18 protein-coding genes and 1 tRNA gene are annotated in these 16,271 nt (G+C 67.1%); 10 read left to right on the top strand and 9 right to left on the bottom strand.

The genetic code is table 11. The annotated features are described in order from the left end of the window. Positions 1-44 precede the first annotated feature (44 nt). Positions 45-767: a S24 family peptidase gene (locus tag EQZ23_RS17780; protein ID WP_128455786.1), complete on the bottom strand. Its 723-nt coding sequence runs from the start codon at positions 765-767 to the stop codon at positions 45-47. Between the two features lie 85 nt (positions 768-852). Between EQZ23_RS17780 and EQZ23_RS17775 the strand changes: the two genes are divergently transcribed. The 7 genes from EQZ23_RS17775 to EQZ23_RS17750 all read left to right on the top strand — a co-directional run bounded on the left by EQZ23_RS17775 (position 853) and on the right by EQZ23_RS17750 (position 3,615). Next, positions 853-1,215 carry a hypothetical protein gene (locus EQZ23_RS17775; RefSeq protein ID WP_128455785.1) on the top strand — a complete coding sequence of 121 codons (363 nt, stop codon included), beginning with the start codon at positions 853-855 and terminating at the stop codon, positions 1,213-1,215. Continuing rightward, positions 1,212-1,709, top strand: a complete 498-nt coding sequence (locus EQZ23_RS17770; protein ID WP_128455784.1) for a hypothetical protein — start codon at positions 1,212-1,214, stop codon at positions 1,707-1,709. The genes EQZ23_RS17775 and EQZ23_RS17770 overlap by 4 nt, the downstream gene beginning before the upstream one ends. Further along, the gene (locus EQZ23_RS17765) at positions 1,706-2,026 is read left to right on the top strand and encodes an ogr/Delta-like zinc finger family protein (RefSeq protein ID WP_128455783.1); all 321 of its coding nucleotides are present in this window, start codon (positions 1,706-1,708) and stop codon (positions 2,024-2,026) included. The genes EQZ23_RS17770 and EQZ23_RS17765 overlap by 4 nt, the downstream gene beginning before the upstream one ends. 111 nt (positions 2,027-2,137) lie before the next feature. Beyond that, the gene (locus tag EQZ23_RS17760) at positions 2,138-2,593 is read left to right on the top strand and encodes a hypothetical protein (protein WP_128455782.1); all 456 of its coding nucleotides are present in this window, start codon (positions 2,138-2,140) and stop codon (positions 2,591-2,593) included. A 151-nt stretch (positions 2,594-2,744) separates the two neighbouring features. Then, a complete protein-coding gene (locus tag EQZ23_RS19930; RefSeq protein ID WP_164913490.1) occupies positions 2,745-2,915 on the top strand; it encodes a hypothetical protein in 171 nt (56 codons plus the stop codon). Positions 2,916-3,005: 90 nt separating this feature from the next. Further along, positions 3,006-3,194: a hypothetical protein gene (locus tag EQZ23_RS17755; protein ID WP_121886724.1), complete on the top strand. Its 189-nt coding sequence runs from the start codon at positions 3,006-3,008 to the stop codon at positions 3,192-3,194. 85 nt (positions 3,195-3,279) lie between these two features. Next, positions 3,280-3,615, top strand: coding sequence for a hypothetical protein (locus tag EQZ23_RS17750; protein WP_164913489.1), 336 nt, complete (start codon positions 3,280-3,282; stop codon positions 3,613-3,615). Positions 3,616-3,626: 11 nt separating this feature from the next. Here the strand turns inward: EQZ23_RS17750 and EQZ23_RS19925 are convergent, their stop codons facing one another. Further along, complete coding sequence (locus EQZ23_RS19925; RefSeq protein ID WP_164913488.1) at positions 3,627-3,779, bottom strand: hypothetical protein; 153 nt, start codon at positions 3,777-3,779, stop codon at positions 3,627-3,629. On the opposite strand from EQZ23_RS19925, the gene EQZ23_RS17745 reads away from it, so the two are divergent. After that, a complete protein-coding gene (locus EQZ23_RS17745) occupies positions 3,779-5,116 on the top strand; it encodes a tyrosine-type recombinase/integrase (RefSeq protein WP_128455780.1) in 1,338 nt (445 codons plus the stop codon). The two genes, EQZ23_RS19925 and EQZ23_RS17745, sit on opposite strands and share 1 nt — an antisense overlap. Before the next feature lie 21 nt (positions 5,117-5,137). Here the strand turns inward: EQZ23_RS17745 and EQZ23_RS17740 are convergent. Further along, positions 5,138-5,213 (bottom strand) — tRNA-Thr (locus EQZ23_RS17740). Positions 5,214-5,346: 133 nt separating this feature from the next. On the opposite strand from EQZ23_RS17740, the gene EQZ23_RS17735 reads away from it, so the two are divergent. Both EQZ23_RS17735 and EQZ23_RS17730 read left to right on the top strand, forming a co-directional pair. After that, on the top strand, positions 5,347-6,489 hold the full coding sequence (locus tag EQZ23_RS17735) for a hypothetical protein (RefSeq protein WP_128455779.1): 1,143 nt from the start codon (positions 5,347-5,349) through the stop codon (positions 6,487-6,489). Between the two features lie 76 nt (positions 6,490-6,565). Then, complete coding sequence (locus EQZ23_RS17730; protein WP_128455778.1) at positions 6,566-11,182, top strand: NAD-glutamate dehydrogenase domain-containing protein; 4,617 nt, start codon at positions 6,566-6,568, stop codon at positions 11,180-11,182. Between the two features lie 156 nt (positions 11,183-11,338). Here the strand turns inward: EQZ23_RS17730 and EQZ23_RS17725 are convergent, their stop codons facing one another. The 6 genes from EQZ23_RS17725 to EQZ23_RS17700 all read right to left on the bottom strand — a co-directional run bounded on the left by EQZ23_RS17725 (position 11,339) and on the right by EQZ23_RS17700 (position 16,261). After that, positions 11,339-12,454: a PepSY-associated TM helix domain-containing protein gene (locus EQZ23_RS17725; protein ID WP_128455777.1), complete on the bottom strand. Its 1,116-nt coding sequence runs from the start codon at positions 12,452-12,454 to the stop codon at positions 11,339-11,341. A 119-nt stretch (positions 12,455-12,573) separates the two neighbouring features. Next, complete coding sequence (locus tag EQZ23_RS17720; RefSeq protein ID WP_240663661.1) at positions 12,574-13,362, bottom strand: OmpA family protein; 789 nt, start codon at positions 13,360-13,362, stop codon at positions 12,574-12,576. A 107-nt stretch (positions 13,363-13,469) separates the two neighbouring features. Continuing rightward, positions 13,470-14,687 carry a DNA replication/repair protein RecF gene (locus EQZ23_RS17715; RefSeq protein WP_128455776.1) on the bottom strand — a complete coding sequence of 406 codons (1,218 nt, stop codon included), beginning with the start codon at positions 14,685-14,687 and terminating at the stop codon, positions 13,470-13,472. A gap of 45 nt (positions 14,688-14,732) precedes the next feature. Next, complete coding sequence (locus EQZ23_RS17710) at positions 14,733-15,536, bottom strand: Coq4 family protein (RefSeq protein ID WP_128455775.1); 804 nt, start codon at positions 15,534-15,536, stop codon at positions 14,733-14,735. 52 nt (positions 15,537-15,588) lie between these two features. Next, the gene (locus tag EQZ23_RS17705; RefSeq protein ID WP_128455774.1) at positions 15,589-16,017 is read right to left on the bottom strand and encodes a type II toxin-antitoxin system VapC family toxin; all 429 of its coding nucleotides are present in this window, start codon (positions 16,015-16,017) and stop codon (positions 15,589-15,591) included. Beyond that, positions 16,004-16,261, bottom strand: a complete 258-nt coding sequence (locus EQZ23_RS17700) for a type II toxin-antitoxin system prevent-host-death family antitoxin (protein ID WP_128455773.1) — start codon at positions 16,259-16,261, stop codon at positions 16,004-16,006. Before EQZ23_RS17700 ends, EQZ23_RS17705 begins: the two co-directional genes overlap by 14 nt. Between the last annotated feature and the right edge of the window lie 10 nt (positions 16,262-16,271).

Here is a 16,271-nt window from a genome sequence, read left to right as displayed (position 1 = left end):
TTTTCGCTAAGATAATTATTCATGATGATCACCTAATAATTAGGTTAAAATCCCATCGCCTCATCCCAAGGCATCACGCGGTGGACTGAGGATACCTGTTCGTTCGGCACCTCGAACTCGGCAGCAGGGTTGAACTGACGCAGCACGACGACACCGGGGCGGCGTCGCACGAGCTGCTTGATCAGGACGTGGCGAACCTCTTCCCCATCGAACGTCGGGCCACGCAGCTGGACGACCACGTCGTCGCCAACGCCAGGTGAGCGCTTGGGGTCGACGAGAACGCGACGACCCGAATCGAAGCGTGGCTCCATCGAATGGCCTGCCACCGAAACAACGTAGAGGTCTGGCCTGCCGGTCACGCCGATCGGGCGTGCCATGAAATCGATAGGTGCGGACATATGCACCTCGGTTTGCTCGACATTCACTACGATCCCGTTGCTATCGCCGAATTCGAGATCGGCGCCGAGCGCGCTACCATAGATCGGCAGCGTTTTTGGCAAGCGGCGGAACGCGTCCTGTGAAAGCGGTTGATCCGCAAACGTGCGTTCGATGCCCTGTTCGCGACCGAGCAACCAGTCTGACGACGTGCCCAGATGTTCTGCAATAGCCTCAAGGCGCTCCGCGCCAGGCATAACACCGCGCTTCAAGATATTTCGGATCGCGTCGGGCTGGCCCGCTGCCGCCATCGATATTTCGCGTGCCGATACGTTAAGCTCGTCCAGCTTAGCCTGGACGCGTTCCTTCAAAATATCCGGCGTTCGCTTCATGCGGCACTCATGCCGCACACAAATACCCTGCGCGAGCGGAATATATTCCGTTGACACTGCGGACTAAAATCCGCATCAGTGCGGAATGGAAGCTGCATATGAGAACGCATTGCGAACGGTCGCCGAGGCGTATGACGTTGAAGTCGTCCGTTGGGGAGGCAAATCGCTCTCGCGAGTAGCGACTATCGTCGTCAATAGCGGCACATTTTTTAGTCGCTTGCGGGATGGAAAGACATTCTCTGTCACCAACCTGGAGAAGTTCGCGTCGTGGTTTCGTGTACCGGCCAACTGGCCCGATCGCGCGATCCCTCATGACGCGGCCACCGCGTTGACCAGTATCGGTCGCCCCCCTCTTCCTGCCAACACCATGCCGCACCCGTACCGCACGTATGACGCATCGGTCGATTGTAATCGCCCTGCGGTTTTCCAGTCGAAGGCCGCGCGATGACTAAGCCACGTATTCCCGACAGCTTTCCCGACGCGATGGGCAAGGTCCTCGCGCAACTCGGTCGCGAACGCGCGGCTGCGGTCGTCGGTAAATCGGTCAGCACGGTCTATGAGTGGGCGAAAGAGGACACGCCAACGCTCCCGTCGCTGATGGAGGCACTCGCTCTCGATACCGCGCATCGGCTTGCTGGGGGCGAGGACGCACCTTTCCGCGACGCCTTCAGCCATCAGCTCGATATCGAAGTTGATCAGCAGGACGCCTGCCGCCGCGCGCTTATCAGCGACTCGGTCGAGTTCATTGGCGAGGCAGGCGATCTGCAAGCCGCTCTTTTCATTGCCGTTCAACCCGGCGCTTCCCCGCTCGACCTCCATCGCGCGCTGGTTGAGGTAACGCAGGTTGAAGGCGTCGTGCGCCGCCTACGTCGGCGCCTGCCCCGTTTCCTTCGTCCCGCCATGTCGACGGGGCCGGGGAATGCCGGGGGGACCCATCAGTGACGAAGAAGAGAAACTACACACCCCGCGTTCCCGCGACGGTGTGCCCGCACTGCCTGACGCGCTCGATCGCCTATGACTCGGTCGAGATCGACCGGCTGACGCGCGAGATCCGCTATGTCTGCCAGAACGCCGATTGCGGCCACACCTTCGTGGCCCAGCTCGGCATCTTCCGCACGGTGCGGCCCAGCATGATCCCGAGCCCGGCGATCCGCCTGCCGCACGGCCAGTGGCGCTCGAAACCCGCCAACGACGACAACCGCCTGCCGGCCAACGATGATCAGCCTGACGCGGCGGAGGCTGCTCCTTCGCCCACCTGATCCCGTGACCTGATCCCCGCGGCCTCGGCCGCGCACGTCCTGAACCATCCCCCCGCCATCCGGAAGCACCCGCTTCCGGCACCGCTACCCCTTTGCCGAAAGGAATGCCCGATGATGCACGTCTTCCCGCGTACATTCACGATGCCGATGCAGCGAGGCGAGCGTGCCGCGACCGCCAGCGCCGCCCCCCTGACGCCGGCCAGCTACATCAAGCTGCGTCGCGAGGCTTCGGGAATGTCCACCAAGGAAGCGGCCGGCATGCTTGCACGGAACGCCGATGAGGTGGCACCCGCACTGGATCTGATCCACGCGCTGGAAACGCCCGGCAACACGGCTCGCCGCCCCGAAACGCTGGAAGCCCTGCGCAGCGTCTTCCCGTTCGATCCGGACGTCTACCGCCAGCTCGTGACCGATCCGGCCGACAGCCACCCCCGCATCTGCCGTGGCTGCGGTTGCAGCCTGTGGGATCCCTGCACCAGCGAAGAACATGGCGCGTGTGCCTGGGCGAGCGACAAAGCCTGCACCGCATGCCTGCCCGACACCGCGCCGGTGGAGTGCTGCCAGTGATCGCCGCGGCACCATGCAGCCCCGCCCGGCTGGAGCGCCGCATGCGCAACCGCCGCATCGCCAAGATCGTCGTGGCGATCCTGTTTGCGGTTGTCTGGATCCCCGTTGCGATCGTCATGGTCGTCGCCGGCACATCGGATCGGCGTCGCTGATGCTGCACGATGTCCTCACCGGCTTGGCGCTGACGCTGTTCGGTAGCGCAGGCGCAACGGCGATCGGCGTGATCCGCACGTCGCTCGCGCCGCAGTGGAGCCGGATTTGTCGGCTTGCCCTTGGCCATGTCGAACCGGCCAGCACGCCTCTCGTTGAAGCGGTGCGCTGATGCGCTGGTCCGCCACGAACAAGTCGCGCGCGATCGTTGCCACCGTGCTGCTCGCTTGGTTGCCGATCGTAGCGTGGTTGGTTCTGTGACGTGGCGGACGTCGCGGTCAGCGGCGGCGATCGCGCTCTCTTCGAAGGGCTCGGCCGCACTGGAAAACAGTGCGACGTCCTCGCCGTCCGCAAGGCTTTCGCCTCGGTCCGCTTCGACGACGGACAGGCCGTCCTCTGCCTCGCCAAGGATCTGCACCCGATCCAGCGACGCCCGCCGCCCATGTTCTGACCCGCTCGCCGCTCTTGGCGAAATGCTTTCTACAAGAACGGCCGCTGGCGCGACCGCTCGATCCCCTCGCACCAACAGGATCTCCATGATGATCAGCGCCGCTCCCTCCGAAGCTCGCCAGTCTCAGTCATCGTCACACCCAACCAACTGTTCCCCAAAGCGGGAACAGCGTGGCTTCCCGATCGAGATGCCACGCATGATGGGGCTGCAAACTGCCTACGAAATTCTCGGAGGCAAGAAGCAGACGCTGGCGGACATCTTGGGCGTCACCCCGCGCAACGTGAATTTCAAACTCAATGCCGAACGCGGCATCTCTAACCTTGACCTTCTGCTCACGGCAAAGTCGCTCGAAACCCGCGGCAACAAAATGCTGGAGCATGCCGCCAAGCTGCGCGCCGTGCTTGCCGAGGCAAAGGGCTGATGAACGCCCCGTCACTGATCAAACTGTCCCGCAAGCTGATGCGAGCGGCCGACGTCGGGAAAGGCGTCCGAATCGAGTCCCCCGACCTCGATCTGCTCGGAAGCCTCGGACTTTTCGACATCATCAATCGCGCCGTAGCCGACTACCTGAAAGAACAGACACAATGCCGCGACGCACTCCGCCGGTTTACCAAAGAGGGAAATATTGGCTCGCCCACGACGAACGGGCAGACGGAACCCTTCGGACACCCAATCTCTACATCTGGTGGTACGACAGCGGAACGCGACGCGAGCGCAGCACGTCGACGGCTACAAGCGACGTAGCGGCCGGCATTCTGGCGCTCGACAAGGTCTACCTTGCCGACAAGGATGAAGCGCCGGCATTCTGCCACGCATGCGGCCAGCCGCTCGCGCAGGCGCAGGCGTATTTGCTGACCGACGCCATCGCAGACTATAAAATCGAGTGGGGCAACACGCGCGCCTCGGCTGACACGATCTCGGGTCGCTTAGCGCACGCTGTCGCGTTCCTTGACGCGGAGCAGGCCCTTGGTGCGGAAGGCCGGTTCGGCCACTCCACCAGCTGCGCGACGGCGTGCGGCACTGTGTTCGTTAACGCCTTCCGCGCCTGGTCCCGCTTGCAGCCAGTCGAATGGCGCAACGGCAAGGGCGAAGTCACCGTGTCGCGCCCACGGTCGCCGTCCGCGACCGAGGCATCGATCGCGCAGCTGATCGCCGTGCTGAATCACGCCGCCAACGCAGAGCCGGCGCGCTCCGATAAGCGGCCGATCTACAAGCCTCTTCCCGCCCGCCAGGTGCAACGCCAGCGCCGCACCCGAATCGGTGTCGAGGAATTGGCGAAGATGTTCGCCTATGCGGCCCAGCCCGATCGTCAGCGCGGATCGCTCCACGCGTTCCTCGTCGCTTCGGTCTGCACGATCGCGCGGCCCGGTGCCGTCGTCGACATCAACGTCGCGCCAGATCGCGAGCAGTGGTGGCCAGGCGCGCCGACGATCGACCTGAATCCCCAGGGCCGCACGCAGAACAAGAAGCACCGCGCCGTCCTGCCGGTTCTGCCGCTGCTCGATCGCTGGCTGCGCGAAGAATACGAGACGTACATGGCGCTTCCCATTCCGGATCGCGCCGGTCGGGGCTGGCTCGTGAACTATCACGGCCGCGCCATTCAGGACGTCGATCGCGCGTGGGATACAATGCTCACGAACCTCGACATGCCGGCCGGCCGCGAGTGGCGTCCATACCTGCTGCGCCACAGCCTCGCGACGCTCGTCCGTAACAACGGCGCGGAGAAGTGGGATCTCGAAGGCTTCATGGGCCACCGCGCCGGAAGCCAAACCGAGGTCTACGCCATCGGTGAATTCCCAACCGTCGTGCGCGCCCTGAATCGCATCATCGCCAAGATCGAGAAGCGTGCGCCGGGCTCGATGCACCGGAACGCTACCGGAGCCGGCGTCGCTAAAAAGCTCGCTGGAGACAATAAAATGTGAGTGTTTTCAACAACTTGTCGATGGTGCCGCTTACAGGACTCGAACCTGTGACCCCCGCATTACGAATGCGATGCTCTACCAGCTGAGCTAAAGCGGCCCGACGGCGGATGTCTCCGGTCGAGGGGGCGGCGCATAACAGGGGGTTTTCGTGCTGACAAGCGGTTTGCGTATTTACGGGTCTTTTACCATGGCTTCGTATATGCCCGACCGTGAACTTGGGGGCGTTTGGCATGGATACGGTACGCGGGCGAGATGACGGGCGGGCCGGCGCTACGACCAGCGCGCACGACGCGGCGGACGCAGGCGTCAACGACGTGATGTTCGATCTCGGTGGCGACGAGCGGCGGATGCACGTGCGCGCCTACAACCACTGGGTGTCGCTGCTCGACGGACGCCCCTATCCGTCGATCGCCAACCTCGAGCCCGAGACGATCACCGATTTCGGACCGCACAGCGTGCTGCTCGATTTCAGCCACGGCATGGGCGACCCGAAAATCGCGTATCTGGGTCGTGCCCTGCGCGAGGAATGCGGCCTCGAAGGGCCGATCGCGACGATCGCCGACGTACCGCCCCGATCGCTGCTGTCGCGGCTGACCGATCATTATCTCCAGATCATCGCCAATCGCGCGCCGATCGGCTTCGAGGCGGAATTCGTCAGCAGTCGGGGGCGCACGACGCTGTACCGCGGGATCCTGATGCCGTTCGCATCGGCCGGCGAGACGATCGACTTCATCTTCGGCGTGATCAACTGGAAGGAACTTGCGGACGCCGACATGCAGGCGACGCTGTCGGCCGAACTGGACGCGGCCGTCCGCGCGACGCCGCAGGCCTCGGGCGAGGCCGCGCAGGTCTGGGCCGATGGTCCGAGCGGCGGCTTCGACAGCGCGGCTCCGGCCATGCAGGAGCTCGTGCTCGACGAACCCCTGTCGTCGGATACGCTGTCGTCGGATACGCTGTCCTCGGATACGCTGTCCGCCGGGATAGTGCCGAACGGGCCGCTGGGCGAGCAACTGGCGATGGCACGAGAGAGCGCTGCGCATTTCCGTGCCGCCGAAGCACGCGGCCGCGCCGCACTCCAACGGGCACTCAGCCGGGCACATGATTTTGCCGTCGCGGCCGAGCACGAAGGCGACGATCTCGCCGCCCTGCTGTCCGTCGCGGGCCTGCCGGGCGAGTCTGCGGCGATGGCGCAGATCGTCCAACTGGTCTTCGGCGCCAATTTCGAGGCGGGTCGGCTCTCGCTGTTCACCGACGTGCTGCGGCATGCGCGGCGGCATCAGGTGCCGGTCGGCGGGCTGCCGAGCTTTCTCGATGGCTATGACGGGGACCTGAGCGCGATCGCCGCCGCCGCCGCCGAGCACGCCGCGACGTAGGTGCACTGCAGCATATCCCTTCGCACCTGCCACAAGCCTTGAGATAGCTGGACGGCGGGCGCATAGGCCCCGACCTATGGCGAACCAATCGTTGAAAACGCTCACCGAAACCCTTGCGGGCCGGTTGACCGAACGGGCCCTTCCGGGCGAACTCAAGGACTTCGGCGCAAGCGAGGTCGCGCAGGCCGCGGCGTTCGTGGCCGCTACCGCCGCGCACCGCGACGACGGTGCGCCGGCGATCGCGATCGAGCCGATCAGCGCGGACGATACGCGGCGGCGCATGCGCCTCGCGATCGTCAACGACGACATGCCGTTCCTGGTCGATTCGATCGCCGCGGCGATCGGCGCGCAGGACATCGCGGTCGATCGGATCATCCACCCGGTCGTCCGCACGACGCGGACGCCCGATGGCACGCTGCACGCGATCGACGCCGATGGCCAGGGCGCGGGCCGCCCCGAATCGATGATCTATCTGGAGATGGAGCGTGCCGACGCGCGCGACCGTCGCGGGTTGATCGAGGACCTGACCGCGGTGCTGGCCGACGTCCGTGCGGCGGTCGGCGACTGGCGGGCGATGCAGGCGGCGCTCGACGACGATATCGCGAAGCTGCCCGAAGGCGAGGGCGCGGCGCTGCTGCAGTGGTTCCTCGACGGGCACCTGACGCTGCTCGGGCATCAGATCTGGCACCGCGACGGGAGCGGTCGTGCGGCGCTGGGCATCGCGCGCAACGAACACCGCGTGCCGATCCTCGCCACCGCGTCGCGCGCGCTGGCGATCGAATGGTTCGAGGCGGGCAACGATGCGCCGCTGTTGCTGAAGTCGAATCTGATCTCGACCGTGCACCGCGCCGTACCGCTCGACCTCGTCGTGGTGCCGGTGATGGAGGGCACCACGGTCGCCGGTCTGTCGATCTACAGCGGCCTGTGGACCAGTGCCGCGCTGGCCGCGATGCCGCGCGACGTGCCGGTCTTGCGCACGCGCCTGACGGCGATGAAGGCGAAGTTCGGGTTCGATCCGCGCGGTCATGCCGGCAAGGCGCTGACGCACGCGTTCACCGCGCTTCCGCACGATCTGGTGATCGCGTTCGCACCCGACGCGCTGGAGGATCTGGCGCTGACCGCGATGAGTCTTGCGGATCGGCCGCGGCCTGCGCTCGTACTGGTCCAGTCGGCGCTCGGGCGTCACCTGTTCGGGTTCGTCTGGCTGCCGCGCGACGAAGTCACCACCGGCCGCCGCGTCGCGATCGGCGACATGCTGGCGGAGGCGGCGAATGCGAGCATCCTGAACTGGTCGATCGCGCTGGAGGACGGCGAGGTCGCGATGATCCGCTACACGCTCGATCTGCGCGGCGAGGGGCGGATGCCCGACGCCGCGCCGCTCGCGCTCCGGTTGCAGCGGATGGTGCGCGGCTGGGTGTCGGACGTCGAGGCCGCCCTGGTCGAGACGTTGCCGCCGCCCCGCGCCGCCCGCCTTGCGCTGAAATGGGCGGCCGCGTTCCCGCAGAACTACCGCAACCTCAGCACGCCCGCGGAGGCCGCCGAGGACATCCAGCGGATCGCCGCGCTGACCGATGCCGATGCACGCGGTGTACGCCTCGTTCCGGGCGAAGCGGACACCGATCCGCAGCTGAAGATCTACAAGCTGGGCGGCGCGCTACCCCTGTCGGACGCGGTGCCGGTGCTCGAGAATTTCGGCTTCCGCGTGATCGGCGAGCTGCCGACGCGGTTGCGCGACGACAGCGTGCCGTTCGTGCATGATTTCGTGCTGGAGGCGAACGCCGCCGCACAGCAGAGCGACGCGAGCATTCTGGAGGGCGCGATCGCGGCGGTGCTGGAGGGCGCGGCCGAGAACGATGCGTTCAACCGGCTGATCGTCGAGCTGGGGATGCGTCCCGAAGCGATCGTATTGTTCCGCGCGTGGTTCCGGTACCTGCGCCAGGCCGGGCTTCCCTACGGGCTGACCACCGTGGTCGACGCGCTCCGGCGTGCGCCAAAGGTCGCCGCGGCCTTGATCGCGCGCTTCACCGCCGTCCACCACCCCGATCATCCGGGCAATGCGATCGAAGCGGATCAGGCGATCGACGCCGGGCTCGACGCGGTCACCGCGATCGACGACGATCGTATCCTGCGCGCCTATCGCAACCTGATCGCGGCGACGCTGCGGACCAACGCGTTCACGCCTGCTGCGTCCGAAGCGATCGCGTTCAAGCTCGACAGCCACTTGATACCGGGGCTTCCCGCGCCGGTGCCATGGCGCGAAGTGTGGGTCTATTCGCCGCGTGTCGAGGGCATCCACCTGCGCGCCGGCCCCGTTGCGCGCGGCGGCCTGCGCTGGTCCGATCGCCGCGACGATTTCCGCACCGAGATCCTCGGGCTGATGAAGGCGCAGCGCGTCAAGAACGCGGTGATCGTGCCGACCGGCGCGAAGGGCGGCTTCTATCCGAAACAGCTCCCTGCCCCGTCGAACCGCGACGCGTGGCTCGCGGAAGGCACCGAGAGCTACCGGATCTTCATCCGCACGTTGCTGTCGATCACCGACAACATCGTCGAGGGCGAGGTCGTGCATCCCGAGGGCGTGACGATCCTCGATGGCGACGATCCCTATTTCGTGGTCGCCGCCGACAAGGGCACCGCGACGTTCAGCGACGTGGCGAACGCACTGGCGCTGGAACGCGACTACTGGCTGGGCGACGCGTTCGCGAGCGGTGGTTCGGTCGGCTATGACCACAAGGCGATGGGGATCACCGCCAAGGGCGCGTGGCTGAGCGTCCAGCGGCACTTCGCCGAACGCGGCCTCGACGTGCAGCGCGAGAGCATCACCGTCGTCGGCTGCGGCGACATGTCGGGCGACGTGTTCGGCAACGGCATGCTGCTGTCGAAGACGCTGAAGGTGATCGCGGCGTTCGACCACCGCCACATCTTTCTCGATCCCGATCCCGATCCGGCGGCGAGCTGGACCGAGCGCAACCGCATGTTCGCGCTGCCGCGGTCGAGCTGGGCGGATTACGATGCGACGCTGATCTCGAAGGGCGGCGGCGTATTCGCGCGCACCGACAAGGTCATCAAGCTGTCGCCGCAGGTACAGGTGGCGCTCGGACTCACGGTGAGCGAGCTCGAGCCCGGCGCGCTGATCTCCGCGATCCTCAAGGCGCCGGCGGACCTGCTCTGGTTCGGTGGCATCGGCACCTATGTGAAGGCCGCGTCGGAGGCGAACGTCGCGGTCGGCGATCCGGCCAACGACCGGTTGCGCGTCAATGCCGAGGATCTGCGCGTCATCGCGATCGGCGAAGGCGCGAACCTCGGCGTCACGCAGGCGGCGCGCATCGCGTTCTCGGCACGTGGCGGGCGGATCAACACCGACTTCATCGACAATTCGGCAGGCGTCGACTGCTCGGATAACGAGGTCAACATCAAGATCGCGCTCAACCGCGAGATGATCGAGGGGCGCCTTGCTTACGAGGATCGCAACACGCTGCTCGCCAGCATGACCGACGACGTCGCGCACCTCGTGCTGGAGGACAACCGCCTCCAGACGCTGGCGCTGTCGATCGCCGAGGCCGACGGCGCGGTCGCGGTGCCGAGCTATGTCCGCGTGATCGAGATCTTCGAGGGCGCCGGGCGGCTCGACCGTGCGGTCGAGGGGCTGGCATCGAACGACATCCTGCTGCGTCGCGGCCAGGACGGGCTCGGCCTCACGCGCCCCGAACTCGCCGTGCTGCTGGCGACCGCCAAGCTCGGCTTGCAGGATGCGATCGAGCATAGCGATATCGCCAAGGACGATGCGCTCAAGCCCGACCTGCACGCCGCCTTCCCTGCGGCGATGCGCGCGCGGTTCGAGACGGCGATCGACGAGCATCGCCTGCGCCCCGAGATCGTCGCGACCAAGCTCGCCAACCGGATCGTCAACCGACTCGGCATCCTCTACCCGTTCGAACTGGCGGAAGAGGAAGGCGCGGCGATGGGCGACATCGCGGCGATGTTCGTGGTGGCCGAGCGCCTGTTCGACCTCCCGGCGCTGTGGGCCGAGATCGAGACGGGGGTGATGCCCGAAGTGGCGCGGATCGCGCTGTTCGATGAAGTGGCTGTCGCGACGCGCTCGCAGATCGCCGACCTGTTGCGCGTGTCCGCGCCGGGCACCGCTCCTGGCGAGGTGCTCGCGCGGCTGGCGAAGGGTATCACGCAGCTCGACAGCCAGACCGCGGCGTTGCTGCTGGAGGAGGCCAGTGCGCAGAGCAGTCGCATCGCGGGGCAGCTCGAAGCGGTCGGGGCGCCAGGCGATCTGGTGCGCAAGGTCGTGCGGTTGTTCGAGATGGACGGCGCGGTCGGCCTGGCCGATCTCGGCGAACGCATGAAGCTCGACGAAGCGGTGCTGACGCGGGCGTTCACGCATCTCGGCCAGGCGCTGGGGCTCGACTGGGCACAGGCGAATGCGGCGCGGATCAGCCCGACCGATCCGTGGGAGCGGCTGCTGATCGCCGGCCTCGCGCGCGATTTCCAGCAGTTGCGGCTCGAATTCCTAGCGCGGCGCGGGGCGCAGGATCCGCAAGGTGCGGTCGAGGCGTGGCTGACGGCGAACGCAACGCGGGTGGCGCAGTTCAAGGCGGTCATCGACCGCGCGCGCCACGCGGCGGTGCCGAACGCGGCGATGCTGGCGCAGATCGCCGGGCAAGCGCGGGTGCTGCTGGGGCGGTAACACGAGAAGCACCTCTCCCCCGCGGGGAGAGGGAGGGGCGCGCGCTTGCGTGTGGGAGGGCGAGGGGCATGAGGCTCGGGACGTTGATCCCAACTACCCCTCACCCTTCCGTCGCCTACGGCTCCTCCTTCCCTCTCCCCGAAGGAGCGAGGGAAGTCAGGCGGCCCGCGCGGCGCTCTTGGCGGCCAATTCCGCCTTCCATCCACGCGCGCGCCACCACATGATCACCCCGGTCACCGCCAGCACGGCCGGCAAAATACCGCCCAGGAAAATAACGACCTGCCACAGCCCACCCATGTCGGTGCCGTCGTGGATCCGCCGCATCCACCGCGCCACACCGCCCTGAGGCCGGGCGGGTGCCGCGGTCGCGCCGCCGGTGTCGTCCGCGATCTTCACCCCGACCGGCGTAGTCCCGCGCTCGAACGTCACGGTCCAGTCGGCACTGAGATCGGTCGGCCAAACCACGCTGCGCAGCGGAGCACCACCCGCCAGGGTACGCGCCTTGCCGATCGCCACGGCGAGCGGCTGCGCGGGCTTTGCCAGCGGTTTGGCGCGCATCATCGCCCCGCGATCGGGACCAGTTCGCGGCCGCGACGCCTCGCCGGTAATCTTGCCGAAGAACTGCGGGAACGAGATCCAGGCGCCGGTCAGCGACAGCACGAACAGCGGCAGCGCGATCCAGAACCCGAACAGGTGATGCAGGTTGGTATCGACGTCACGATGCCGCCTATACCGCAGCCCGCGCGACCATTTGCCGATCGTCGGCCACCACAGCCACAGCCCGGTAAAGCACGACACCATCATGAAGACGCCGATCCAGCCGACGATCGACCGCCCGACCCCGGGCAGTTGCAGGCTGCCGTGCAGGACATGAAGGAAGCGCACGAGCCCGCCGTTCGAAGGCGACACCTCCAGCACGCGCGCGGTCGGCGGATCGAGATACACCATCGTGCGCTGCGGCGGCCCAGGCCGCTTGGGCGCGGTCCCGGCAGCGGCGGCGATGACGACCGGTCCGCCATCCTCGGGCATCGTCAGCTGCGCGATCCGCTCGCCGTGCGTGAGCCGAGCCGTCGCTGCGGCGACATAGGCGTCCGGGCTAAGCACCGTCGTACCCGACACCGCATAGCGGCTCGGATCGACGATCCGGTCGAGCGCATCGTGCCACACCAGCGCCGCACCGCTCAGCGACACCGGAATGACCAGGATCGCCAGGATCAGCCCGATCCACTTATGGACCTGGAACCACGCCCGTCGCATCGCCAGCTTGCTCATCGATCGAATACCCCCTGTCCGCCGAGCGTGGCACGACAGGCAGCCTCAAGTCCATTCGCTCGCACGCCGGGGACCGCATTGCCGCTCCTTGAAAAGGGCAAGGAGCGGCAAGCACGTCGTCAGAACCGGTCGGCGCGCTGGCCGAGCAGAGTCACCTCGACGCGGCGGTTGAGGCGCATGCCTGCCGCGGTCGCATTGGTGGCTACGGGATCGCGCTCGCCGTGGCCGACGACGCTGAAGCGCGCGCGGACGACGTCCATGTCGTCGAACGCCTGGCGGACGCTGGATGCGCGCCGCTCGGACAGGTCCTGGTTATGCGCGTTGGTGCCGCGCGAATCGGTAAAGCCGTCGATCGCGACGCGGACGCCGGGGTTGGCGCGCAGATACCGTGCGAGCGGGCGAAGTTTCTCGATCGCGCCGGGGCGGAGCACCGCGCTGTCGGTGCGGAACAGTACGTCCTCCTGCAAGGTCAGCGTCGCGCCGCGCGGGGTCTGGCGGAAGCCGTAGTTGCGCATCGCGCCGCGATCCCAGGTCGTGGTGGTCTCGACGACCACCTCGCGCCCGCCGCGAAATCGATCGGGGTTGCGGCCATACGCGTCCCAGTCGAACCGGTCGCGGCGCGGGCCAGCGATCCGCGCGAATTCGCGGTTGGCGTCTTCGGCCTCGCGGGGGCTGATCCGACCGTCGCCGTTCGCGTCGAAGTTCGGCATCACGAACGCGCGGCCGCGGGGGCTGTCGCGGAGTTCGGGAAACAGCATCGGCACGCCGGCACCGACCAGCCGGTAGCCCGGGCGCGTCCACGGCGCCGTGCGCGGGTCGATGCGGGCCTGGCCCTGCGCGAGCGCGGGGGCGATTGTGACGGTCGCCATCAGCATGCCGAGGGCGGCGCGGGCGAAGTTGCGGGTCATCGTGGACTCTCCATTATCGTCGATGAGACGGGCATTGCCCGCGGCCGCTTGAACGCCCGGTGACGTCGATCGACAGCCCGCGTTCAGTCGACCATTATCTTCTTCTTTCAGTGGGTAGCGCGGCCGACGGCGATCCGCGTCGCGCGGCCGTCGATCGCATCGAACAGCGCGTCCTCGGTCCCGGTCATCCACACCTGCCCGCGTCCCGCCAGCCGGTCGAACAGTGCCGCGCGCCGCGCCGGGTCGAGATGCGCCGCGACCTCGTCGAGCAGCAACACCGGCGGCTGGCCGGTCCGCTCGGCCACTAGCTCGGCGTGCGCGAGGACGATGCCGAGGAGGAGCGCCTTCTGCTCGCCGGTCGACGCCAGCGAAGCGGCGCGCGCCTTGTCGAGATGCGTCACGGCGAGGTCGACGCGGTGCGGTCCGCCGAGCGTGCGGCCGGCGGCGGCATCGCGTGCGCGGCCTTGGGCGAGGTCGGCTTGCAGGCGCGACGTGTCGCCGGCCCAGCCTTCGAGTGCGAGGCCGGCGCGGGGGAACGCTCCGTCGGCTTGTCCCGCCAGTCGTGCGCCGAGCAGGTCGATCGTCTCGCGTCGGGCCGAATCGACCGCGGCGCCGTGCTCGGCCATTTGCGCCTCGAGCGCGGAGAGCCAGTCGCCGTCGGGTCTGCCCTCGTCGGCGAGCAACCGGTTCCGGGCGCGCATCGCCGCGTCGTAGCGGGCGGCGTGGTGGGCGTGGCTGGGGGCCAGTGCGAGCGTGAGACGATCGAGAAAGCCGCGGCGCTCGCCGGCGGGGGCGACGAACAGGCGGTCCATCGCCGGGGTGAGCCAGAGGATGGTGAGCCATTCGGCAAGCGCGTTGGCGGTGGTGGTGGCGCCCTGGATGCGGACGATGCGACGCTCAGGGGCGGAGGCGAGCGCGCCGGTCGCGACGTCGATCTCGCCGCTACCTTTTGGCACCCCGCCCACCTCTAACTCCCCTCCCGCTTGCGGGAGGAGGGGCGCGTCCTCGGAAGCGGACGCCAGTACATACGTCGCGACCTCCCCTGCCCCCTCCCGCAAGCGGGAGGGGAATGACGTGCCGCCCTCTCGTTCGCGGTGTGGGGACAAGGTGGCCGCGACGCCGAAGCCGCCTGCCCCGCTTTGTCGCGCCATCTCGCCGAGCGCGGCGCGGCGCAGCCCGCGGCCGGGCGCGAGCAGCGATACTGCCTCCAGAATATTCGTCTTGCCGGCCCCGTTCTCGCCGGTCAGCACGATGAAGCCCGGCCCGGCGGCGAGCGTCAGATCGGCGTGATTGCGAAAATCGGTGAGGACGAGGCGCGACAGCATCGCACCGCCCTTAGCGGCAATTTCCGCGCGCCGTCAGCCTTTGCCTCAGGCTGCAATCCGTTCGGGGACGATGGTCGCCTGTTCGAGCTTCGCCTTTTGCATGCTGAGGTACGAGGCGAGTTCGGGGCCGAGTTCGCGCTGCGCCCGCAGATAGGCGACCGGCGTGACGATCCCGAGCCGCGCACGCGCCGCGTCGAGCGGTTCGTGGAGCAGTTCCAGATAATCCTCGCCCGAAATCCACTTCGCTTTTCGCCCGTTGCGATAGCCTTCCCAGACCGCCTTCGCGAACAGCTTGCTGCCGGTGACGCGCATGCTCTTCAACGCTGCCGCCGTGCCGATCAGCGCCCAGCCGAGCCCGCCGACCTGCGCGAAACTGAACGCGACCAGCGCCGCCTCGCCCATGCTCTCGTCGGCCTTGTACCCGGTCAGCACGTGCCAGATGTCGTGCGTGTCGCGCACTCGCCGACCGAACCACGCATAGGGGTGCGCGATATCGTCCTCGCTCGGCTCGAGCCGCGAGACCTCGACCAGACCGTCGGCGGAATAGCCCGTCGTCTCGAGAAAGGTGCGATACGCCGCCCCGACCGTGCCGGGCGCGAAGCTCGCGACGAACGCGGGGTCGGAGAAACGCTGCGCCAGCTCGACCCGGTCATAGGCGATCCGCCCGCCCTGCTCGGTGGCGAGCAGCCGCGCGTAATTCATCGGCGCGTTGCCGACGTTGAGCGCGCGCATGATCCGGAACACCTGCGTCGTGTCGTCGCCGTTCGCCATGAGTTTCCGAACCGCGTCGATCGCGGTCGGCCAATCGCGACGACCCGAGGTACCGGGAAACGGAGGAAGCTTCGCCATCGAGTCGACTCCTTACTGACATTGCTGTTAGTATTGGGACCGTTCCTCGCGGTCAAGCTAGCAATAAATCGACAACCCCCACACCATTGTGGCGCGCCGCATTGGCCAACTGCTTGTCAAACGTCGCCAAACCCAGCGCGTGGTCGACCACGATAGCCAGATGCAGTGCATCACCTGATCGTAGACCCTTGGGTGGCGATGAAACGAGTCGCTGGGCGTCGACAAAATGGCGGGTTTCGATCGGTATCGATGATAACGAATTGAGCAGCACTACCGCAGCTCTCGTGGCTTGTGCGTGAGCGACGTCGTCTAGCTGACCAAGTCGATGCTTTAACGCGAGCGCGCCGGCTATCTCGGTGCCGACCCACGCGCTGGCGAACACCGCACCCGCCGATCGTTCGCGCATCCAAAGATCCGCGACGACACTGTGTGCCTCCTCGACAAGGAGGGCGACAAGCAGCGACGTGTCACAATAAATCATGACGGCGCATTTCCTCGACCGTCATGCTGCCATTGATTCCCCCGGCGTAATTGACCGTCGTCGCGCGCAACGCCTTCAGCGCGACGAAATCGATGGGCTGGCGGGGTGGCAGAGGCGGCGCCGCGGGCGTGACGCGAGCGAAGTACCGGCCATCACGCATGATCTGCACCGCCTCGCCAGCTTCGAGCCGGTCGATCAGCGTGTCCAGTTCGTCCCTGAGATCGGCAATGTTGATCGAGTCCATGATCCGGCTC

The organism is Sphingomonas sp. UV9, from assembly GCF_004101245.1.
Lineage (GTDB): Bacteria > Pseudomonadota > Alphaproteobacteria > Sphingomonadales > Sphingomonadaceae > Sphingomonas.
Note: the sequence above shows the minus strand (reverse complement) of the source record. Positions and strands in the feature narration are given on the sequence as shown.